The following is a 20649-nucleotide window of genomic DNA, read 5'->3' as shown; positions in this document are numbered from 1 at the left end:
CATAATCGCAATCGTCAACGCCGCGTCCTTCGGCAAATCATGACGCTGCCCGTCTCAAATTCGACGTCGCATTGCGTGCTTCGACTTCCACTATCTTGAGTTGGGAGGCGAGAGGACGATCTTTGAGGCTTTCAGCGCCTCGACGGTTTGGTTCAAAAACACATATTCACGGCCGGTGAAATGCTGAAGCAAGGCGCCCCCCGGGGCCGGGAATGATGGGTTGAACCCCAGCCCAAGTCCGCTGTTGCATGGATTGACGTCCTGGCAATAGACGAGCATCGCGCGCGCTTCCGCCGGCGTCGCGGGCCTATCGCCGACATATCTCTTGAAGGCGTCGGCGCAATTTCTGGTGGTCGCGTTGGGGGAAGGATTGTATGGCAGAAAAGCTTTGATCGCATCCGCCGCCCTGCGGTAGTCGGGCTGGCACAGCGTTAGCGGCGCGTCCGAGCACAACGCGGCGGACACGGCGGAACATCCGGTGATTCTGGAGAAATTGCTTGTCGGACTGACCGGGTTGGCGGGGTCGGTCTGATTGAGCTGACTTCCGGTCAAACTAAGTGTGAGCCGCTTTTGCGTCTCGAGCGGCAAGTTCAGGCTAAATGCGCTTTGAAAGGCCCTCGCCCAGCCCTCGATCGTGGGAACGAAGAGGCTTGCGTCCTGGCTGAGATCCATGACCAAAAGCGTATAGGTCTGTCCGGCGACGATGGATTGAGGGCTGAAGCCGACGTAAAGCAGAATTTCTCGAGTCAACGTCCCGCCCAAGGCCGGGTTGCGACATTGTTTCTGGCGCCATAGCGCGTATTTTTCCAAATTTTCGAACCCATTGCTCCACGCCCACTGGAAGCCTTTGGGATAAGGGTTTGTGACGTCGCCTGGGGAGCCAACCGCGATTGTGCTGTAGAGCTTTGGACTGACGCAAGCGATGGGCGTGCAGCTTTCCCAAAACCTGCGGTATGCTTCGGGCGTCTCCACGCAAACCTGCGCAAGCGCCGCGGAACCGCACAATTTGGCGGCGACGGCGAGAATCAGAATGCAAAAGGCTCGGCTGATCGTCTTCCCTATGACAATCTCATTCATGCAAGAACCAGCCTCGATGTGTTTTGGCCGCATTGAACTGGTTCAGTCTGATTTATGTCCATCGACATTACAAGGACGATTGTTAAGCTTCGGCCGATCGAACTCGATCGGCAGATTGGCCGCGCGCCGCTTTGGATCGAGCAATCAAGCGCGATGACGGCCCGCGCGATCGCCACGCGGCCCGGCATCCTTCGAATGTAAAACGATCGCCAAAAAATACCGCTATGACAGCGTCTTCTTCAATTCGGCGACGATCGCGTCGCCCATCTCGCTGGTTGAGACGGTCGACGGCGCGTCGCCCTTGATGTCGGCCGTGCGCAATCCCTTCGCTAGAACATTGGCGATCGCCGAATCGATCGCGTCGGCGGCTTTGGGCCGATCGAAGCTGTAACGCAGGGCCATGCCGAGCGAGCCGATCATGGCGATCGGATTGGCGATTCCCTTGCCGGCGATGTCGGGCGCCGAGCCATGGCAGGGCTCATACATCGCATGGCGTTTGCCGGCTTCGTTCGCCGCGCCGAGAGACGCCGACGGCAGCATGCCGAGCGAGCCAGTAAGCATCGCCGCTTCGTCCGACAGCATGTCGCCGAAGAGATTGTCGGTGACGACGACATCGAACTGCTTGGGCCAGCGCACGAGCTGCATCGCGAGCGCGTCGGCGAGCATATGTTCGAGCGTCACATCGGAATATTCGCGCTTATGCAGCGCGGCGATCACCTCGCGCCACAGATAGCCCGACTTCATCACATTGGATTTTTCCGAAGAGGTCACCTTGTTATTGCGCTTGCGCGCCAGCTCGAAGGCGACCCGGCCGATGCGCTCGATCTCGTAGGTCTCATAGACCTGGGTGTCGACGGCGCGCTTTTGGCCGTTGCCGAGATCGGTGATTTCCTTCGGCTCGCCGAAATAGACGCCTCCGGTCAGTTCGCGCACGATCATAATGTCGAGCCCGTCGACGATGTCGCGCTTTAAAGAAGAGGCGTCGGCGAGCGCCGGATAGCAGATCGCCGGGCGCAGATTGGCGAAAAGGCCCAAATCCTTGCGCAGGCGCAAAAGCCCAGCTTCGGGCCGCACGTCATAAGGGACGCCGTCCCATTTCGGCCCGCCGACCGCGGCGAGCAGCACCGCGTCGGCCTGATGCGCAAGGCGCATGTCGGCATCGCTGATCGCCTGCTTATGCGCGTCATAGGCCGCGCCGCCGACGAGCCCCCGCTCGATCTCGAAGCTGGCGACGCCCGCCGCATTCAAGAGGGCGAGAACCTTTTCCGCTTCGGCGGAAATCTCCGGACCGATGCCGTCGCCCGGCAGGAGCAGGAGCTTGTATATGGCCATGAATTCCTCTTCATCGACTTTGACGCTCGGGCCGTCAATAGAGCGCGTCACAAGGCGACGCAACTGCGCTAGACTTCTTCCGGTCGTGCGACAATTCGCGCGACGCGACGGCCTTGCGACCTCTCGTGAAGCCGTGCAGCTTGAAAAATGTCAAACGCAAAGGGGCTTCGCGCGAGACGCGTCAAACAACGAGCGACGTCGGCGGGAAGCGATGCGCAGTTCCGCGCAGTTGGGAGACGCAAGATGAAGAGCTACAAAACCATTATCCGCATCATGGCGCTTGGCATCATTGGCGCCTTCGCCGCCGCGACGCCCGCCAAGGCCTTCTGCCTCGTCAATTGCGAGCCCAAGCCGGCGGACGCGAAGAAGGTCTTCGAAAATCTCGTCAAGAAGAAATTCGACAAGGACGCGGTGATCGAGAAATTCGAGATCACCCGCTTCTGGCCGCTTGACGTGGAAGGCGCCGGCCATGCCGGATATGAGTTCTATTACACCGCGAATGTCCGCTTCCCGAACGGCGCCAATCTCGAGTGCAAGCCCGAGGGCGACGCGGCGAAGCCCGGCTGCTCGAACAATACGAGCTATTATTCGACGACGATCCAGAATCAGATGATCAAGGACAAGCAATATATCGAGCCGGGCAAGGTCATCGAGTTCAAGGACGAAACCCGCTTCGACGAGGAAGGCTCGAAGTGGAAGGGCCAGGACGGCAATTTCTATTGATCGGCGTCTCGGACGACCCGGAGATCGCGAGCCGTTAAGGCTCGCGATGTTTCGCTTGCGCGGCGGCGCGCGCCGCCTGTCGCCCCTTCCTTGCGCGCGGCGCTTGGTGTAGAAGGCCGCCCAACGGATGGGCGCCGGCTTCGGCTCAGGCGCGCGGGAAGGGTTCACATGCAGCAGGTCATTATCGCGATCCACCTGATGGTGGTGACGGCGCTCGTCATTCTCGTCCTTTATCAAAAGTCCGAGGGCGGGGCGCTCGGCATGGGCGGCAGCGGCGTCTTCACCGGCCGCGGCCAGGCCAATGCCCTCACCCGCGCCACCGGCATTCTCGCGACGATCTTCTTTCTCACCAGCATCGCGCTGACCGTCTTGCCGGCCTGGGAGCGCCGCAGGGAAGGCGGCGACGACTGGACCAAATCGCTCGAACAGGGAACGATCCAGCTCAAGGAGCTTCCCAAGACCGAGGGCAAGAGCGACGGCAAGGCGGAAGGCAAGGGCGACCAGGGCGCGCCCGAACAGTCGCCCGAGCCCGGCAAGGAGAGCATTTTCGACCAGCTTCAGCGCGCTCAGCAGCAGCGTCAGCAGCGCAGCGCGCCGACGGCGACCCCGCCGGCCGTATCCGCTCCGCCGAGCGTGACGCCGCCCGCCGCCACGCCGCCCGCCTCAGAGGCGCCGGCGCTGCGCCCGGCCCAGGAGCCCGCCGCAGCGGCTCCGGCCGCGGAGACGCCGAAGCCCGCCGAGGCGCCAAAGGCCGAGGCGCCCAAGCCCGAAATGACCGTCCCCGCGCCGAAGAGCGAAGCGCCCGCCGCTCCCGCCGCGACCGCGCCCCCGGCCGCCGAAGCGCCCAAAGTGGAAGCGCCCAAGCCAGAAGCGCCGAAGCCCGACGCCTCGAAGACCGAAGGCCTGAAGTGGGAAGCGCCGAAGACCGAAGCGCCAAAAGCGCCGGAGTCGAAGCCCGCGGAGTCGAAGCCCGCCGAATCGGAAGCCAAACCGGCGGCCCCGGAAGCCAAGCCGGCGGCCCCGGAAGCCAAGCCAGCGGCGCCGGAGGCGAAGCCGGCCGAGCCGGAAAACAAGCCCGCGCCGTCGACGATCTGGAAAGCGCCGACTCAGTAAGGCGCGTCAAAAATCCGCACCGTACAATTTCGGCTGGGGGTTAAGGCCCCCGGCCCAATAATTCGCTACCAGAATCGCTTGAAAGGCGTTAGGCGTTAAAGCCCATGGCGCGGTATATCTTCATCACCGGCGGCGTGGTCTCCTCACTTGGCAAGGGTCTGGCGTCGGCGGTGCTCGGCGCGCTGTTGCAGGCGCGCGGCTATACGGTTCGGCTCCGCAAGCTCGACCCCTATCTCAATATCGATCCGGGCACGATGTCGCCCTATCAGCACGGCGAGGTCTTCGTCACCGACGACGGCGCCGAGACGGATTTGGACCTTGGACATTATGAGCGCTTCACCGGCCGCCCGGCCACGAAGCAGGACAATGTCACCACCGGGCGCATCTATCAGGACATCATCAATAAGGAGCGGCGCGGCGACTATCTTGGCGCGACGATCCAGGTCATTCCGCATGTGACGAACGCCATCAAGGAATTCGTGCTGGAAGGCAATGAGAATGTCGATTTCGCGCTGATCGAGATCGGCGGCACGGTCGGCGACATCGAGGGCCTGCCCTTCTTCGAGGCGATCCGCCAGCTCAAGAACGATCTGCCGCCGCATCACTGCATCTACATCCATCTGACGCTGCTGCCTTACATCCCAAGCGCCGGCGAGTTGAAGACGAAGCCCACCCAGCATTCGGTGAAGGAACTGCGCTCGATCGGCATTCAGCCCGATATTCTGCTCTGCCGCACCGACCGCGAGATTCCGCGCGAGGAGCGCCGCAAGCTCGGCCTCTTCTGCAATGTGCGTGAACAGGCGGTGATCGAGGCCCGCGACGCGTCGAACATCTACGACGTGCCGCGCGCCTATCACGCCGCCGGGCTCGACGCCCAGGTGCTCGCCGCCTTCGGCATCGAGCCGGCGCCAAAGCCCGACATGAGCCGCTGGAATGCGGTGACGCAGCGCATCAATAATCCCGAGGGCGAAGTCACCATCGCGGTGGTCGGCAAATATACCGAGATGAAGGACGCCTATAAGAGCCTGATCGAGGCGCTGGCGCATGGCGGTCTGGCGAACCGCGTGAAGGTCAATCTCGACTGGATCGAATCGGAGATTTTCGAGAGCGCCGATCCGGCCGCGCATCTTGAACATGTGCACGGCATTCTGGTGCCGGGGGGCTTTGGCCAACGCGGCGCCGAGGGCAAGATTCTCGCGGCGCGTTTCGCCCGCGAGCGCGGCGTGCCTTATTTTGGCATCTGTTTCGGGATGCAGATGGCGGTGATCGAAGCCGCCCGCGCTCTGGCCGGAATCGAAAAGGCGAATTCGACCGAATTCGGCCCCTGCGAGGAGCCGGTCGTCGGGCTGATGACCGAATGGCTGAAGGGCAATGAATTGGAGCAACGCGCGGCGGGCGGCGACATGGGCGGCACCATGCGCCTTGGCGCCTATCCCGCGCTGTTGAAACCGGGTTCGCGCATCGCGCAGATTTACGGCGCAAGTGAAATCTCCGAGCGCCACCGCCACCGCTATGAGGTGAATTTCGCCTATCGCGACCGGCTGGAGAATTGCGGGCTTTTGTTCGCGGGGTCGTCGCCGGACGGGCTATTGCCCGAGACGGTGGAAATCCCCGACCACCCCTGGTTCATCGGCGTGCAATATCACCCGGAACTGAAATCGCGCCCGTTCGAACCGCACCCGCTGTTCGCGAGCTTTATCGCCGCGGCGAAGGCGCAGAGTAGGTTGGTGTGACTCTCGCCTCTATCTTAGGTTCATCTGAGAGAATTCACATAGAAGCTTGACTAACTCACGCAAGCCTGGAGGAATTTCATCGACTTTCATTGCGTCCACAATAGCTGTGGTCGTCAAGCTCACGCCGTGCCGCTCTTGCGCAACTTTATTTAGGTAGCTCAGTGCTTCCTTACCTGGCACCATAGCTAAGCGCCGATCTATCTTTGCCCACTCGCACAATCCTCAAGTGCAGCCTGACTTATTTGAGCGTCATGTGCGCCTGAAAGCGTGGCACGTTCGAAGCGGCGTCGCTCCGTGATGAGCTGCGACGTTACGTATGTTTCTTCTCATCCGCGAAGCAAAGGCAATTCCGAGCCATAGGCGTATATTCGCCAACCTCGCCTGTGCGGCGTCGACGCTCAGAAAGCTTTTGCGCGAGAGCGCGGTCTATCGCGTCCGGCCAGCAAAAAACTCTATTTCCTTGCAGTCGTGAATGGAGCTGAAGTTACAAAAATGCGCACACTTCCTTTTTGATGCTATCGCATTCGAATTTACAGCGGTAATCTCGGTCGAGAATTGCAGCCGCGATAATCTGGATGCCGAGTGGTTTCCATTCCTGCTTTTAAATTTTTGATTCGTTCGGGATTGAATCCCTCCACAGGCACGACAGCAAAATTACGGCGATTGCCGACATCATGGTCTCCAATTTTTCGTGCGAGCTTACCAAGAATCTGGAAATCTTTTCCTTCCACAAACAAGGCTCGTTTCGTTTTAGCCAATTGGTACGAATCCGCTAATTTACATTCGATCCGAGAATACTGAAAACATCTTCAAGTTCTGATGGATTCTTGATCCTGCGACCATGTTTTTTGGCTTTATTTATTAAGACTATGTCATCCGTTTCGGGTTTCAGTAATAAGTTCTGTTGAGTGAGTTGCGATCAGTATATCAGGCCCAAGGTTTCGTAACAGTCCCAACAATTGCTGCTGCAAATCTGAGTGCAAATAGATATCTGGCTCGTCGATCAGAAAAATAGAAACTTTGGTCGCTTGGATAATATGAGTTAGCATTTGACACCAGACTTGGAACCCCACTCATGCCCAGTAAAGCTCCCTAGGTTTCGACTCTGCTCAGGGCAATACATAAAAAGACGAGGTTTTCCATAGGATATATCTAACTCCGGGTTTAAGTATATCCATGCCCGGCCAAGTTTGCTGAAGAACTGAACGAAACTCCTCAAAACGCTCGGGGTAATGATACCAAATGTTTCTAAAGTTACGAGATGCTCTGTAATTATAAAGCGCCAACCTCGCGGCTTCCTTTTCGTAAAGGTTCATGATGTTCAACAGGTCCGAGAACTGGGACAAATCCTATTTGACATTTGAAGTGCTTTTCGAACGTGGAGGGAGTTGATACAGCCTTTCCCTCGTCAGGTATCAAATAAAACTCATCGGAAAATCAAACTCCGGCTTCCGGAAAATACAGCGCGCGCGTCAGAATATTCCCATTAGACAGCTTAAATTTGATGAGTGCAGGTTCGCTACCATCGTAGTCGAAGAAAATGTTTTCCTCTGCAATTGATATCGTTTTTAGGTCAACATCGTGTCCCTGGGTGAGCCCTTGAGGTCCATGGATTAAGCTCGCCTTCCTAGCGCCAGCGCGACGCATGCCGGCTGCCAATATACGAAATGCTGCGAGGATCGTAGACTTGCCTGCGTTATTTGGGCCAACTAGCACATTGAAATGTCGGAGCTCAAGAACGAAAGATTTGAATGCCTTAAAGCGTGTGAACTCGACACGCGTGAACTGGTGCAACTCGTCCATAGCGAATCATGTCAGCCCGTTGAATATTAATAATTATAACCCTTATGTGGACGAAGATGCATCCTGAACTTTATTTTGTTCCCCATGCTTCACACCAATCACAGGTATGCGCGCGACAAGAGCGCTTGTGGGTCGCACCTCCGCCGAAAGACTGTTCCATGCTCCGAAAATTGCCGTCGGCAAGTCATGAGTTAAATCCTCATATAACATCAGGTGAGACCCATGATGCACACCACCGTTCTGCGCAAAGTCGGCGGTTCGGTCATGTTGGCGGTGCCGCCGGCGATCCTTGACCTTCTGAAACTGCGCGCCGGGGCGACGGTCGGCCTTTCCGTCGACAATGGCCGGCTCATCATCGAGCCGGCGGCGAAGCCCCGCTACAAGCTCGACGAGCTTCTGGCGCAATGCGACGCCACGGCGGCGCCGTCCGAGGAAGAGCGCGTTTGGCTCGACGACGGGGCGCAAGGGTCAGAGCTGATTTAGGAGGAGCGCGGCGACATTTATCTCGTTTCGCTCGATCCGACGTCTGGCCATGAGCAGCGGGGGGCGCTGCCGGTGCTCATCGTCTCGCCCACCGCCTTCAACCTTCTGACGAAAACGCCGATCGTCCTGCCGATCACGAGCGGCGGCAATTTCGCCCGCACCGCCGGCTTCGCGGTTTCGCTGACCGGCGCCGGCACGCAAACGAGTGGCGTCATCCGCTGCGACCAGCCCCGCGCGCTCGATCTCGGCGCGCGCCGCGCCCGCCGGCTCGAAGCCGCGCCGCCGGAAATCGTCGAAGAGGCCTTGGCGAAACTCGCCGCGATATTGGAGTAGGCGGCGCCATGACAAGCGCGGGTATGGCGCGGAGCGGATGCGCCTATAAACGTGGAGGGTCGCTTGTTTTGGCGCGTCATGGCCGGGCTTGTCCCGGCCATCCACGCCGAGAGGCTGCCCGAATGCTGCAAGACTTGCGCAGCGGCGCCGCGTGGATGCCCGCGACAAGCGCGGGCATGACGCGGAAAGAACGCGCCTATCGATTGTAGCTGCAGTGCGTAGAGAGTTTTGCGCAATCGTTCAGCCGTCATGGCCGGGCTTGTCCCGGCCATCCACGCCGAGAGGCTGCGCGAATGCTGCAAGACTTGCGTAGCGGCGCCGCGTGGATGCCCGCGACAAGCGCGGGCATGACGTGGAGAGAGTGCGCCTGAACGTTGTCCGATCAGTTCGCCAAGTCATCGTATAAGTCGCGCCAATCCGGATTTATTGCGAGAATGAGACGGACCTTCCAGGCGCGGGGCCAGTGTTTCATTGTTTTCTCGCGCTGTATCGCGGTGCGGATATCGTCGTGCGGTTCGTACCAGACGAGGCGCTCGAGGCCATAGAGTTGCGTGAAACCGCGACTGCGGCCTTCACGATGCTCGTAAGCGCGACGCGCGAGGTCGTTGCTGACGCCGAGATAGAGCGTGCCGTTTGGCCGATTGGTCATCATGTAAACCCAGCCGCCGCGCATGAGCGCATGGTGCCGGCGTCTCGGCAAGGAGACAACCCACGTCATGGCCAGGCTTGTCCCGGCCATCCACGCCGAGAGGCTGCGCAAAGGCTGAGAGGTTCGCGTTGCCGCGCCGCGTGGATGCCCGCGACAAGCGCGGGCATGACGCGGAGAGGATGCGCCCAGGCTTAAAAGCCGCGCTCACCCACCTGATATTCCTTGTGGATCGGCACGCCGAGCGCCGTCACGAGGCGGTTCGTCTCGGACGCCATGCCGACGATCGCCAGCAGGCCGCGATATTCCGCTTCGCTCATGCCCTTGGAACGGGCGTTCGCCGTGTGCGAATGGATGCAAAGCGAGCAGAGCGCATGATGTGGTTTGCGGCTAGGCGGTGTATATTGGCGCAAGGAGATTGCCTCAATGACGGACCATCCTGGCATCGTGCTCGACCCGCAGGTTCTTGCTGGCAAGCCGGTGGTGCGCGGGACGCGGCTTTCAGTCGAGTTTGTCATCGGGCTCATGGCCGACGGCTGGTCCGAGGCGGATATTCTGCGCAATTACCCGACTCTTTCGCGCGAAGACATTTCGGCCTGCCTCGCTTATGCGCGAGACGCCTTGAAGTCGGAGAAAATCTACCCAAGCGCCGCCTGAGATGCGCTTTCTCGCCGATGAGAATTTTCCCGCCGAGGGCGTGTTCGCCTTGCGTCGCGCCGGTCGTGATGTGGTCTGGATTTGCGAAACGGCGTCTGGCGCAAGCGACGAAGCCGTTCTTGCGCTGGCCACAGGGGAGCGGCGAATTCTGCTCACCTTCGACAAGGACTTCGGTGAGTTGGCTCGGCGGGCGGATTTCGCGCGATCATGTGGCATCATCCTGTTTCGCCTGGCGACGCCGCCGGCTGCGTCGGTAGGCGACGCGCTCGCGGCGCGGATCGCGGAGCGAGATGACTGGATCGGGCATTTCTCCGTCTTCGAGCCGGGGCGAGTACGGATGCGAGAACTGAAAATGTGACAGCTGAGAATTGTGCGGTCTTAGGCTGGGTTTCCGCACGTCAGAGCGCCCGCTCACCCCACCTGATATTCCTCGTCGATCGGCACGCCGAGTGCGGTGACGAGGCGGTTCGTCTCGGACGCCATTCCGACGATCGCCAGCAGTTCGCGATATTCCTCTTCGCTCATGCCCTTGGAACGAGCGCTGGCGGTGTGCGAATGGATGCAATAGGGGCAGGAATGGGCGATGGAGACGGCGATATAGATCATCTCCTTGACCTTCGAGTCCAGCACGCCCGGACCCATCACCTGCTTGACGCTCTCCCAGGTGCGTTTCAGCGTCGCCGGATCATTCGCCAGCGCGCGCCAGAAATTGTTCACGAACTCGCTTTTGCGGGTTGCGCGAATGTCGGCGAAGACTTCCTGCGCCTGCGGCGAGAGTTCTTCGTCGGCGAGCAGTCGAACCGTGGCCATGATCTCTCCCGTGTGATGCGCTTTCCGGCTGATCGGTTCGCGTCATTGCGAGCGTCAGCGACGCAATTCAACGCGCCGCTCCGCGGCTCTGGATCGCTTCGCTTGCGCTCGCGATGACGGCGGAAAGCCGGCCTATTCAATCGCAAACATTATGCTGCGGCTCACTTGTCGGGCGCGCTCGGGGCGGCGGGCCATGTGCGCGGGCCCGGATTGACATGATAATTCACGCCGCAGCCAGACAGCGCCAGCGCAAGGAAGAAGAGCATCAATCTTGGCAGCGAAGCGAGGCGCAAGAGCAGTCCATGGGGAAGAATTGCGGCAGGCGCTAAAGTCTCCAGGACTTATAAGCGCAAAGGGACGCAGACGGAACCGGCCGAATGTGCGTTCGCGAATAACCTCAAATCACAAATGTATTGCGCGCGCCGACGAAAACGCCGGTCGCGCGCTCAATATGTCATCCGCCTTGCGCCGCCGCGCTCGCCTCTTGCGCGCTCGCCACTTGGGGCGACGCGCGGCCCTCCCTGCGAAAGCGGATGTCGATGATCGTTGCGGCGACCGACAGGCGGGCTTACGAGCCCCAGATCGTCAGCGCGGCGCAGAGCGCGAAGGGCAGCCAGGCGAGCGCGACCACGGCCGACACGCACATGAACCGCTCGGTTTCGCTTGCCTCTCTCCGAGGCGCATTGTCCTGCCACTGAATGAACGCCATCACGATCCCCTAAAGTTCAACCGACGCTCAGGGGAAACGCGCGACGAGCGGAATCGTTGCAAAAAAGTTAAAATGAAACGCCGAAGGTTAACGGCGGGCGGCGGCGAGCGGCGCGCGCGACGGGCGCTGGCTTGGCGGCGGCGCCAGGGCGGCGCTTTCGCTGAAGAGTTCGGCGAGCTTTTCGGTCATCGCGCCGCCAAGCTCCTCGGCGTCGACGATCGTCACTGCGCGGCGATAGTAGCGGGTCACGTCATGGCCGATGCCGATGGCGATCAGCTCGACCGGCGACTTGGTCTCGATCTCGTGAATAATCTGGCGCAGGTGGCGCTCTAGATAATTCCCCGGATTGACCGAGAGCGTCGAATCATCGACCGGCGCGCCATCGGAAATCATCATCAGAATGCGCCGCTGCTCGGTGCGCGCCAAAAGCCGGCGATGCGCCCAGTCCAGCGCCTCGCCGTCGATATTCTCCTTAAGCAGCCCCTCGCGCATCATCAGGCCGAGATTGCGCCTGGCGCGCCGCCAGGGCGCGTCGGCGGCCTTGTAGATGATGTGGCGGATGTCGTTGAGACGGCCGGGATTGGGCTTCTTGCCCTCGGCGATCCAGGCCTCGCGGGACTGGCCGCCCTTCCAGGCGCGGGTGGTGAAGCCGAGTATCTCGACCTTGACGCCGCAGCGCTCCAGCGTGCGCGCCAGAATATCGGCGCAGGTCGCGGCGACGGTGATCGGGCGCCCGCGCATCGAGCCGGAATTATCGAGCAGCAGCGTCACCACCGTATCGCGAAAATCCATGTCCTTTTCGCGCTTGAAGGAGAGCGGCTGCTGGGGATCGATGATGATCCGCGGCAGGCGCGCCGGGTCGAGCATGCCCTCTTCGAGGTCGAACTCCCAGGAGCGGCTCTGCTGCGCCATCAGTCGGCGCTGCAGCCGGTTGGCGAGACGGCCCACCACCGAAGAAAGATGCAGGAGCTGCTTGTCGAGATAGGCGCGCAGCCGGTCCAGCTCCTCGGCGTCGCAGAGTTCCTCGGCGCGAATGGTCTCGTCGAAGCGGGTGGTATAGGCGTGATAATCGGCGCCGGCGCGCTCGGCGGCGTTGGTAGCGGGACGGCGCGCCTCGGCGGCTTCCTCTGCGTCGCCGGCGTCGGCCTCGCGCTCGGTCTCGCCATAGGGCGCTTCGGCCGAGTCGCTTTCGCCTTCCTGCTCGGCGTCCTCGGCGGCGAGCGCAGTGTCCAATTCGGTCGCGCTTTTCGATTCTTGATCGTCCTGATCGTCGCTCTCGTTCTGATCGGGCTTTTGCGGCGCCTCTTCGCTCTCCTCGTCGGACTTGGTCTCGTCCGGCGCCTCGCCGCTCGCCATGTCGAGATGGGAGAGCAGGTCGCGCACGATCTGGGCGAAGAGTTTTTGGTCCTCCACCGCGCCCGATAGCCGGTCGAGATCGGCGCCGGCGCGCTCTTCGATCGTGTCGCGCCACAGATCGACGATTTTCTCGCTGTGCGGCGGCGGCGCCAGCCCGGTCAGGCGCTGGCGGGCGAGCAGCGCCAGCGCGTCTTCGAGCGGCGCGTCGTCGCGGCTTGAAATCTCGCCGGCGTGGCTGCGCTGATAGCGGTCGTCGAGCATCGCGCCGATATTGGCGGCGACGCCGGTCATCCGCATCGCGCCGATCGACTCGCAGCGCGCCTGCTCCATCGCGTCGAAGGCGGCGCGGGCGTCCGGGGGTTCCGGCGCATAGCGGCGATGCAGTCCGTCGTCATGGCAGGCGAGGCGCAGCGCTAGCGAATCCGCCTGGCCGCGCAGAATCGCGGCGTCCTTGAGGGTCAGCTTCCTTGGCGGCTCGGTCAGCCGCGCCTTGGCGCCGTCATTGCCGGCGATGAGCGAGGGACGCTCGGGCGCGAAGGTGACGTCGAGCGCCGGCGCGCGGGCCATGGCGCGCATCGCGCCGGCGACGGCGCGTTTGAACGGCTCCTGCGGCGCCTCCTTGGGCGAGGCGGGACGACGGTTTGTCGGCGCTGGCGGCATGTCGCGACTATATGCGCGCGGGCAGGGGAGGCCGCAAGTCGAAACGCCGCACGTCGAAAGGCGGGAAGCCGAAACGCCGGATTGGCGGAAAGCTTACAATTTGCGGTCGGCCTTGCTGAAATTGGAGAGATCGCCTTCCGCCGCGGCGCGCTTCCGCCAGGATTTGGCGATGGCCGGATATTTGATCTCTTTCGAAATGCGGGAAATCTGCTGCTGCAGCTTCTCGCTCCCGCATTGCGGACAGGCCGGCGTGTCCGAACCCCGCACCAGCAGCTCGAATTCCGCCGCGCAGGCGTCGCAGACATAGGCGTAAAGCGGCATGAGGCCCTCGCGTCAGTTATTTTGCCTATGACGCGAGCAATTTTCGTTCCGCCCGCTTGCGCGCCGAACCGGGCGCGGCTAGCGTTTGGAGACTGATTTTTACTGGAATTGTCCGTGGCCAGTTTTGAACTTCTGGCGCCCGCGCGGGGCGAGCACAAAGCGAGCGCCGTCTTTATCCACGGACTTGGCGGCGACGTGCGCAAGACTTGGACAAGTCGCGGCGCGCCACCTGCGGTCTGGCCGGCGTGGCTCGCGAAGGAAATTGACGGGCTTGCCGTCTGGCTCGTCGGCTATAATGCCCCGGCTTCACGATGGCGGCGACGCGGCGGCATGCATCCCGCCGATCACGCCAAGGCGATCCTCACGCTGCTCTATGACGAGCCGCGCCTTGCAAGCGGGGAACTCTTCCTCATTGGACACAGCCTCGGCGGCCTCATCATCAAAATGATGCTGCGCGACGCCGATATTGCTGAGAAGTCCAGCGCCAACGCCAAAAGCTTCTTGCGGCGCGTGCGCAAGGTCGCCTTTCTGGCGACGCCGCATACGGGCGCGGATCTTGGACGCGTCGCGAACTGGCTTCGCGTGATCGCGCGTCCAACCGAAGAGACCGGCGCGCTTTCGGATAATGATCCGAACCTGCGGACGCTCACCCAGGATTACCGGAAGATCGCGGCCAATCAGAACATCGACCATCTGATTCTCACCGAGCGCGAGCCGCTGATTATCCGCAAGAGTTTAGGGGTTTTTCCGCTGCCGCCGGTCAATCTCGGCGCCATCGTTAAGCCCGACAGCGGCGATCCTGGCGTTTATGGATTCGACCCGATCGGCATCGAGGGCGCGGACCACATAGAGATCGCCAAGCCGAAAAACGAAAGGGACGAAATTTACACGCGAATGCGCGCTTTTCTCGCGCGCGCCGGCGCGCCACCGCCACCCGATCCGGCCGAGGAAGTTCAGAAGGCGGCGATACGGAACGAGGAACTTCACGAGCGCTCCTTCGACGAAGTTAGAGAGCTTCGAAAAGAAATCGCCCGTGAGAAGGGCGTGCCGCCGGAGGTGCTGAAGCCGCTGTTCGAAAGACTTGGCGAGATGAGCCTCTCGCTCGACGAGATGCGCGAAAAGGCCGAATGGGCCGTGGCGCAAATTCTCGCCCAGTCCGTCGAAGCGCAGCCGAAGACCAATCTCGGCGGCGATCTCGACGCGGTCATCGCCAAAGCGCGCGAGCTGTTGCGCGAGTTGCGCACGGCGGAGGCGTTGACGCTCCTTTACGAGAATGACGAGGCGGACAAAGAGGAGGCGCTGCGGCTCGCCGCGCGCCGGCTCGTGCGCCTGAGCGAGATCGCCCGCATTCAGAAAGCGACATTCGATTACGCCGCCGCCAAGGAAACATTCCGCGAAATCGCGAAGCTCGATCCGACAAATGCCTGGCCGCTGCTCGAACTGGGCGATCTGGAAGGAATATCAGGCACAACCGGAGACGCACTGGCGGCCTTTAGCGCCGGCCTCGCCGCGACGCGCGCCGCAAGAGACGAGCCGAATGCCGGCCTGTTTCTCGATCGGATCGGCGACGTTCTCCGTTCCAGAAACGATCTCGACGGCGCCCTGAAAAATTATCAGGAAGGCCTCGACATCCACCGCCGCCTGATGGCGGCGGACCCCTCGCACGCCGAGCGCGCCCGCGAAGTGTCGGTGAGCGTCAATAAAATCGGCGACGTTCTCCTTTCCAGAAACGATCTCGACGGCGCCCTGAAAAATTATCAGGAAGGCCTCGCCATCCGCCGCCGCCTGATGGCGGCGGACCCCTCGCACGCCGAGCGCGCCCGCGACGTGTCGGTCAGCCTCGAACGGATCGGCGACGTTCTCCGTTCCAGAAACGATCTCGACGGCGCCCTGAAAAATTATCAGGAAGGCCTCGACATCCGCCGCCGCCTGGTGGCGGCGGACCCCTCGCACGCCGAGCGCGCCCGCGACGTGTCGGTCAGCGTCAATAAAATCGGCGACGTTCTCCGTTCCCGAAACGATCTCGACGGCGCCCTGAAAAATTATCAGGAAGGCCTCGACATCAGCCGCCGCCTGATGGCGGCGGACCCCTCGCACGCCGAGCGGGCGCGGGATGTCGCCGTCAGCCTGTCAAAGCTCGGGCAGGTCGAAGCGGCGCGGGAGTCGGACGCCGCCGCTCGCGGATATTTCAGGCAAGCGCGCGACATTATCGCGGCGCTCGCCCGCCAGGCGCCGGACGTGCATGTCTACAACAATGATCTCGCCTACCTCGACGCGCAGATCGCGGCGCATTGCGGCAAGTGATACGAATTCCGGCTGATCCATTCGCTGGGCGCTTGTCATTCCCGGCAGGCCGAAGGCCTGACCGGGAATCCAGGGCCGATCCAAGAATGCTGGTTTTGCTCTGGATTCCCGATCGCGCTTCGCGCGTCGGGAATGACAGCCGAGTGGTTCTTGGTATGGCGCCCCCACCCCGGCCCTCCCCCGCTTCGCGGGAGAGGGAGAAGATTGCGCGTTTCACAAGAGATTGCGCGTAACGCCCGCCGCCCCCTCTCCCATCCGAAGTCGGCTGTTGCCGACTTCGGCGTCGATGCGCAAACCGGGAGCACCCGGTTTGCGAAGCGGGGGAGGGTGAGGGAGGGGGCCAAGCCCGCCTCTCTACGTCATCCATATTGGCGGCCGCTAGCCCGGTTAGCGGCCGCCGCTCGCCTTCTTCAAGGCTTCGTTCATGCGCTCTCGCCAGTTCGGACCAGCCGACTGAAAGCGCTCTAGCACGGAGCGGTCGATATCGAGCGTAACCGAGACGGTTTCGTCTTTGCGCCGCGTCAGCGCGTCATAGAGCCCGCTCGGCAGAACGTCCTTTGCCGGGCGGCCGCGCGCAATCGCCTCCGCGTCCAGTTCGGGATTATCGTCATCGACGAGATAAGGATCAGTTTTTCTCGCCATAGGCCATGCGTTCCTTCCTGCTCGCTTTACGCAAGGAGATAACGCGGATCGCCATTCCGCGTGGCGTGAAGACCACACTATATAAGTCTTCTCCAATAAATCCGAGCGCCCAGAAGCGGTCCTCGCCATAGTCGCGCCGGTCGTCTCGGCCGACGATCGCCCTCTCCCACCGAAAATCATTGACGAGTTCGAAGGAGAGACCACGAATCTCTCGGTTGAGAGCGTCCTTTTGCGGGTCATATTCGATCACCACGGACGCCGCAGCGGCTACGTCATCACCACATTCACCGCGCTCTCCGGCAGCTCCTTGCCGAAGCAGCGCTGGTAGAATTCGGCGACCAGCGGGCGCTCCAGTTCGTCGCATTTATTCAAGAACGTCATCCGGAAGGCGAAGCCGATGTCGCCGAAAATCTCGGCGTTCTCGGCCCAGGTGATCACCGTGCGCGGGCTCATCACCGTCGAGAGGTCGCCGGCCATGAAGGCGTTGCGGGTCAGATCGGCGACCCGCACCATCTTATTGGCGACATCCCGCCCTTCCTTCGAGGCGCCATAGGATTTGACCTTGGCGAGCACGATATTGGTCTCGGCGTCATGGGGCAGATAATTCAGCGTCGCGACGATCGACCAGCGGTCCATCTGCGCCTGATTGATCTGCTGGGTGCCGTGATAAAGCCCGGACGTGTCGCCGAGCCCGACCGTGTTGGCGGTGGCGAACAGGCGGAACGCGGGATGCGGCCGGATCACCCGGTTCTGATCGAGCAGGGTGAGGCGGCCGGAGACTTCGAGCACCCGCTGGATCACGAACATCACGTCGGGGCGGCCGGCGTCATATTCGTCGAAGCAGAGCGCGACATTGTGCTGCACCGCCCAGGGCAGGATGCCGTCGCGAAATTCGGTGACCTGCTTGCCGTCCTTGAGGACGATGGCGTCCTTGCCGACAAGGTCGATGCGCGAAATATGGCTGTCGAGATTGACCCGCACGAAAGGCCAGTTGAGCCGCGCCGCCACCTGCTCGATATGGGTCGATTTGCCGGTGCCGTGATAGCCGGTGACCATCACGCGCCGATTTTTGGCGAAGCCGGCGAGAATGGCGAGCGTCGTCTGGCGGTCGAAGAGATAGTCGGGATCAAGGTCCGGCACATGTTCATTGCGCTCGGAAAAGGCCGGAACCTCCATGTCGGAGTCGATTCCGAACACTTGGCGCACGGAAATCTTCATGTCCGGCGCGCTGTCGAGCCCGGTCGCGGCTTGTTCTAGAGCAACCAAAATGCGTCCTTTCGTTACGCCGAAACTAAGCCAGCAGGGGCCAAAAGCCTTGCGCCTCGCACGCGCTCAGACCAGCCGCGCGGCCCTCAGCGTCTTATAGGCATGGATGATTTCCCGCAATTTTTCCTCGCGGGAGCGGTCGCCGCCATTGGCGTCGGGATGATGGCGCTTGACCAGCTCCTTGTAGCGGGCGCGGATCGTCTCCTTGTCGGCCGTCTCCTCGAGACCCATGGCGACAAAGGCTCTGACCGTCACCGGCGAATGGGTTCGACCGCGGCGTTCGGGGGCGGGCTGGGGACGGCGGAAGCGCTGGCGATAGACGCCGAGCGGATCGGCCGCCGCCATCTGGTCCTCGCGAAAGCCCGCCTGTCCGCGGCGCGTCCCCATCGACCAGGTCGGGCGATGGCCGACGGTCGCGTCCTTCATGTAGCGGGCGACCGTAGCGTCATCCATGCCGTTGAAATAATTGTAGGTCGCGTTGTATTCCCGAACATGCTCAAGGCAGAAGCAGAAATACTGCCCCTCGCGCAGCCGGCCCATCGGGGCGCGATAGGCGCCCTCCGCCTCGCAGCCCGGCGAATCGCAGCGTATGGTGGTCTCGCGCGGGGTTTCGCGCGGCTCGCGCTGCGTCCGAATGCGATCGAAGAGGGGCGAATTGAGGTTCATGTCGTTCCATTATGATGGCGCCGCAGCACGCCGCAAGCGCAACCGGCGCCAGATATGCTAATTCGGCGCCGACCGGAGAGGAACAATGGCGGATCAGGGTAAAGGCGCCGTCAAGGCGCGCATTGCGCAGAAACTTACCGATGGCCTGGCGCCGGCGGCGCTCAACGTCATCGACGATTCTCATCATCACGCCGGGCATGGGCATCACCATCCCGACGGCGAAACCCACTTCACCGTCGAGGTGGTGAGCGCGGCTTTCGAGGGTAAGAGCTTGATCGAGCGGCATCGTCTGGTCAATGCGCTGCTCGCCCAGGAGCTTGCCGAGCGGGTTCACGCCCTGGCGATCAAGGCCAAGACGCCGCAGGAAGCTGCGCGCGCATAGCGCGATCGCACAATCCGCGGAGGACTCGCGATGGCCGCCGACCAAGTGGCGAAACCAATCGCCAAGCCGGGGAACCCGTGCTTTTCTTCCGGCCCCTGCGCCAAGCGGCCCGGCTGGGCGCTCGGCAATCTCGCCGGGGCGGCGCTTGGCCGCTCGCATCGCTCGAAAGAAGGCAAGGCGAAGCTGGCGCAGGCGATCGCGCTGACGCGGGAGATTTTGCAAGTTCCCGCCGATTACCGCATCGGCATCGTGCCGGCCTCCGACACCGGCGCCGTCGAGATCGCGCTCTGGTCGCTGCTCGGCCCGCGCGGGGTCGATGTCGTCGCCTGGGAGAGCTTCTCGAAAGACTGGGTCAATGACGTTCTCAACCAGCTGAAGATCGGGAACGCGCGAAGCCTTGTCGCGCCGTACGGCGAACTGCCCGATCTCGCGCAAATCGATTTCGACAATGACGTGGTCTTTGCCTGGAACGGCACGACCTCCGGCGTGCGCGTTCCGAACGCCGATTTCATTCCGTCGGACCGCAAAGGGCTGACGATCTGCGACGCCACTTCCGCCGCCTTCGCGCAGCCCTTGGATTTCGCCAAGCTCGATGTGACGACCTACAGCTGGCAGAAGGTGCTCGGCGGCGAGGCCGCGCATGGCGTGCTCATCCTCTCGCCGCGCGCCGTCGAGCGGCTGGAGAGCTATGCGCCGCCCTGGCCGATGCCGAAGATTTTTAGACTGACCAAAAAGGGCAAGCTGAACGAGGGAATTTTTGAAGGCGAGACGATCAACACGCCCTCGCTGCTCGCGGTCGAGGACTATCTCGACGCGCTGTCCTGGGCGAAGTCGATCGGCGGTCTCGATGCGCTGTTCGCGCGCTGTGACGCCAATGCGGGCGCGGTCGCTGATTGGGTCGAAAGAACCCCTTGGATCGACTTCCTCGCCAAGGAGCCTGCGATCCGATCCAACACCAGCGTCTGCCTCGTTTTTTCGGGAGACGGCGCGGCGGCGGGCCCCGACGCCCAGGCGGCGCTGGCCAAAAAGATAGTCGCGATGATCGAAGCGGAGGGCGCGGGCTATGATTTCGGCGCCTATCGCGATGCGCCGCCAGGCTTTCGCATCTGGTGCGGCGCGACGGTGGAAACGCCCGACGTGGCGCTGCTGACGCAATGGCTCGACTGGGCTTATGCCGAGGCCGCGCAGGCGGCGTGACGAGCAGTCGCGAAGCCGCCTTATTGATCGTTCCAGTCCGTCACCATCAGGCCCGGCACGCGGTCGAAGTCGCGGCGGTTGGCGGTGACGAGAACGGCGCCGCGCCGGCGCGCTTGAGCGGCGATCAAAACGTCGTAGGCGCCGATCGGTTTTCCATGAGCTTCAAGATAAGCGCGAATGTCGCCTGCGGCGCGCGCGTCATCGGCGTCAAAAGTCGCGATTTCGGGAACGGCCAAGAGGAAGTCGTCGAGTCGAGCATGATTCCTCTCGGGCGCCACGCTTTGAGCCGCGCCATAGCGAAGCTCGGCAAGGACCGGCGAGGGGACGAGCAAGCGCGATCCACAAAGCAGCTCGGCTCTCAGCCGCTCGTCGAAGCGAGGCGCGCGCCGGGTCATGACGCCTATGATCACATTCGTATCGAGACAAAACATGCGCC

Annotated in this window: 25 protein-coding genes and 1 pseudogene; 10 read left to right on the top strand and 16 right to left on the bottom strand. The window is 62.0% G+C overall.

Annotated features, from left to right (window positions below):
- Positions 1 to 90: 90 nt before the first annotated feature.
- Together U1E20_RS10390 and leuB are read right to left on the bottom strand one after the other, a co-directional pair.
- Positions 91 to 750 (bottom strand): hypothetical protein, encoded by a 660-nt coding sequence (locus U1E20_RS10390; protein ID WP_409980532.1) that lies wholly within the window; start codon positions 748 to 750, stop codon positions 91 to 93.
- Between the two features lie 549 nt (positions 751 to 1299).
- The gene (gene leuB / locus U1E20_RS10385) at positions 1300 to 2409 is read right to left on the bottom strand and encodes a 3-isopropylmalate dehydrogenase (RefSeq protein WP_409980531.1); all 1110 of its coding nucleotides are present in this window, start codon (positions 2407 to 2409) and stop codon (positions 1300 to 1302) included.
- A 243-nt stretch (positions 2410 to 2652) separates the two neighbouring features.
- Between leuB and U1E20_RS10380 the strand changes: the two genes are divergently transcribed.
- The 3 genes from U1E20_RS10380 (at position 2653) to U1E20_RS10370 (ending at position 5978) form a co-directional block, all read left to right on the top strand.
- Positions 2653 to 3132 (top strand): hypothetical protein, encoded by a 480-nt coding sequence (locus U1E20_RS10380; RefSeq protein ID WP_409980530.1) that lies wholly within the window; start codon positions 2653 to 2655, stop codon positions 3130 to 3132.
- A 168-nt stretch (positions 3133 to 3300) separates the two neighbouring features.
- Complete coding sequence (gene secG / locus U1E20_RS10375) at positions 3301 to 4245, top strand: preprotein translocase subunit SecG (RefSeq protein WP_409980529.1); 945 nt, start codon at positions 3301 to 3303, stop codon at positions 4243 to 4245.
- 104 nt (positions 4246 to 4349) lie between these two features.
- A complete protein-coding gene (locus U1E20_RS10370) occupies positions 4350 to 5978 on the top strand; it encodes a CTP synthase (RefSeq protein WP_409980528.1) in 1629 nt (542 codons plus the stop codon).
- Between the two features lie 530 nt (positions 5979 to 6508).
- Here U1E20_RS10370 and U1E20_RS10365 read toward each other — a convergent pair.
- The 3 genes from U1E20_RS10365 to U1E20_RS10355 all read right to left on the bottom strand — a co-directional run bounded on the left by U1E20_RS10365 (position 6509) and on the right by U1E20_RS10355 (position 7781).
- Positions 6509 to 6736, bottom strand: a complete 228-nt coding sequence (locus U1E20_RS10365) for a hypothetical protein (RefSeq protein ID WP_409980527.1) — start codon at positions 6734 to 6736, stop codon at positions 6509 to 6511.
- A 114-nt stretch (positions 6737 to 6850) separates the two neighbouring features.
- Complete coding sequence (locus U1E20_RS10360) at positions 6851 to 7027, bottom strand: AAA family ATPase (RefSeq protein ID WP_409980526.1); 177 nt, start codon at positions 7025 to 7027, stop codon at positions 6851 to 6853.
- A 388-nt stretch (positions 7028 to 7415) separates the two neighbouring features.
- Complete coding sequence (locus U1E20_RS10355) at positions 7416 to 7781, bottom strand: AAA family ATPase (RefSeq protein ID WP_409980525.1); 366 nt, start codon at positions 7779 to 7781, stop codon at positions 7416 to 7418.
- 225 nt (positions 7782 to 8006) lie between these two features.
- On the opposite strand from U1E20_RS10355, the gene U1E20_RS10350 reads away from it, so the two are divergent.
- Complete coding sequence (locus U1E20_RS10350; RefSeq protein ID WP_409980810.1) at positions 8007 to 8264, top strand: AbrB/MazE/SpoVT family DNA-binding domain-containing protein; 258 nt, start codon at positions 8007 to 8009, stop codon at positions 8262 to 8264.
- Between the two features lie 15 nt (positions 8265 to 8279).
- Positions 8280 to 8597, top strand: coding sequence for a type II toxin-antitoxin system PemK/MazF family toxin (locus tag U1E20_RS10345; RefSeq protein ID WP_409980809.1), 318 nt, complete (start codon positions 8280 to 8282; stop codon positions 8595 to 8597).
- Positions 8598 to 8979: 382 nt separating this feature from the next.
- On the opposite strand, the gene U1E20_RS10340 is transcribed toward U1E20_RS10345, so the two are convergent.
- Both U1E20_RS10340 and U1E20_RS10335 read right to left on the bottom strand, forming a co-directional pair.
- Positions 8980 to 9270 carry a GIY-YIG nuclease family protein gene (locus tag U1E20_RS10340; protein ID WP_409980808.1) on the bottom strand — a complete coding sequence of 97 codons (291 nt, stop codon included), beginning with the start codon at positions 9268 to 9270 and terminating at the stop codon, positions 8980 to 8982.
- Between the two features lie 167 nt (positions 9271 to 9437).
- Positions 9438 to 9611 (bottom strand): annotated as a pseudogene (locus tag U1E20_RS10335) (carboxymuconolactone decarboxylase family protein); the annotation flags it as partial.
- Positions 9612 to 9669: 58 nt separating this feature from the next.
- On the opposite strand from U1E20_RS10335, the gene U1E20_RS10330 reads away from it, so the two are divergent.
- Both U1E20_RS10330 and U1E20_RS10325 read left to right on the top strand, forming a co-directional pair.
- A complete protein-coding gene (locus tag U1E20_RS10330; RefSeq protein WP_409980524.1) occupies positions 9670 to 9900 on the top strand; it encodes a DUF433 domain-containing protein in 231 nt (76 codons plus the stop codon).
- Between the two features lies 1 nt (position 9901).
- Positions 9902 to 10258: a DUF5615 family PIN-like protein gene (locus tag U1E20_RS10325; RefSeq protein WP_409980523.1), complete on the top strand. Its 357-nt coding sequence runs from the start codon at positions 9902 to 9904 to the stop codon at positions 10256 to 10258.
- A gap of 53 nt (positions 10259 to 10311) precedes the next feature.
- Here U1E20_RS10325 and U1E20_RS10320 read toward each other — a convergent pair whose 3' ends face one another.
- The 4 genes from U1E20_RS10320 to U1E20_RS10305 form a co-directional block, all read right to left on the bottom strand.
- Positions 10312 to 10710, bottom strand: a complete 399-nt coding sequence (locus tag U1E20_RS10320) for a carboxymuconolactone decarboxylase family protein (RefSeq protein ID WP_409980522.1) — start codon at positions 10708 to 10710, stop codon at positions 10312 to 10314.
- 568 nt (positions 10711 to 11278) lie between these two features.
- Positions 11279 to 11419: a hypothetical protein gene (locus U1E20_RS10315; protein WP_409980521.1), complete on the bottom strand. Its 141-nt coding sequence runs from the start codon at positions 11417 to 11419 to the stop codon at positions 11279 to 11281.
- 87 nt (positions 11420 to 11506) lie between these two features.
- Complete coding sequence (cobT, locus tag U1E20_RS10310; RefSeq protein WP_409980520.1) at positions 11507 to 13435, bottom strand: cobaltochelatase subunit CobT; 1929 nt, start codon at positions 13433 to 13435, stop codon at positions 11507 to 11509.
- 93 nt (positions 13436 to 13528) lie between these two features.
- On the bottom strand, positions 13529 to 13756 hold the full coding sequence (locus U1E20_RS10305) for an FmdB family zinc ribbon protein (RefSeq protein ID WP_409980519.1): 228 nt from the start codon (positions 13754 to 13756) through the stop codon (positions 13529 to 13531).
- 114 nt (positions 13757 to 13870) lie between these two features.
- On the opposite strand from U1E20_RS10305, the gene U1E20_RS10300 reads away from it, so the two are divergent.
- Entirely contained in the window at positions 13871 to 16060 is a 2190-nt protein-coding gene (locus tag U1E20_RS10300) for a tetratricopeptide repeat protein (RefSeq protein ID WP_409980518.1), read from the top strand.
- Positions 16061 to 16447: 387 nt separating this feature from the next.
- Here the strand turns inward: U1E20_RS10300 and U1E20_RS10295 are convergent, their stop codons facing one another.
- The 4 genes from U1E20_RS10295 to U1E20_RS10280 form a co-directional block, all read right to left on the bottom strand.
- Entirely contained in the window at positions 16448 to 16702 is a 255-nt protein-coding gene (locus U1E20_RS10295; protein ID WP_409980517.1) for a BrnA antitoxin family protein, read from the bottom strand.
- Positions 16686 to 16952: a BrnT family toxin gene (locus U1E20_RS10290; protein ID WP_409980516.1), complete on the bottom strand. Its 267-nt coding sequence runs from the start codon at positions 16950 to 16952 to the stop codon at positions 16686 to 16688. Before U1E20_RS10290 ends, U1E20_RS10295 begins: the two co-directional genes overlap by 17 nt.
- Before the next feature lie 17 nt (positions 16953 to 16969).
- Positions 16970 to 17968, bottom strand: a complete 999-nt coding sequence (gene cobS / locus U1E20_RS10285) for a cobaltochelatase subunit CobS (protein WP_409980515.1) — start codon at positions 17966 to 17968, stop codon at positions 16970 to 16972.
- A gap of 66 nt (positions 17969 to 18034) precedes the next feature.
- Entirely contained in the window at positions 18035 to 18634 is a 600-nt protein-coding gene (locus U1E20_RS10280) for a J domain-containing protein (protein ID WP_409980514.1), read from the bottom strand.
- An 85-nt stretch (positions 18635 to 18719) separates the two neighbouring features.
- Between U1E20_RS10280 and U1E20_RS10275 the strand changes: the two genes are divergently transcribed.
- Both U1E20_RS10275 and U1E20_RS10270 read left to right on the top strand, forming a co-directional pair.
- Positions 18720 to 19016 (top strand): BolA family protein, encoded by a 297-nt coding sequence (locus tag U1E20_RS10275; protein WP_409980513.1) that lies wholly within the window; start codon positions 18720 to 18722, stop codon positions 19014 to 19016.
- A gap of 30 nt (positions 19017 to 19046) precedes the next feature.
- The gene (locus U1E20_RS10270; RefSeq protein WP_409980512.1) at positions 19047 to 20213 is read left to right on the top strand and encodes a phosphoserine transaminase; all 1167 of its coding nucleotides are present in this window, start codon (positions 19047 to 19049) and stop codon (positions 20211 to 20213) included.
- Between the two features lie 20 nt (positions 20214 to 20233).
- Here U1E20_RS10270 and U1E20_RS10265 read toward each other — a convergent pair whose 3' ends face one another.
- On the bottom strand, positions 20234 to 20644 hold the full coding sequence (locus tag U1E20_RS10265) for a PIN domain-containing protein (protein WP_409980511.1): 411 nt from the start codon (positions 20642 to 20644) through the stop codon (positions 20234 to 20236).
- Between the last annotated feature and the right edge of the window lie 5 nt (positions 20645 to 20649).

The sequence above is a fragment of the Methylocystis sp. genome (genome assembly GCF_046349115.1).
Lineage (GTDB): Bacteria > Pseudomonadota > Alphaproteobacteria > Rhizobiales > Beijerinckiaceae > Methylocystis.
The sequence above is the reverse complement of the archived record's forward strand: the minus strand, read 5'-3'. Positions and strand labels throughout refer to the sequence as shown.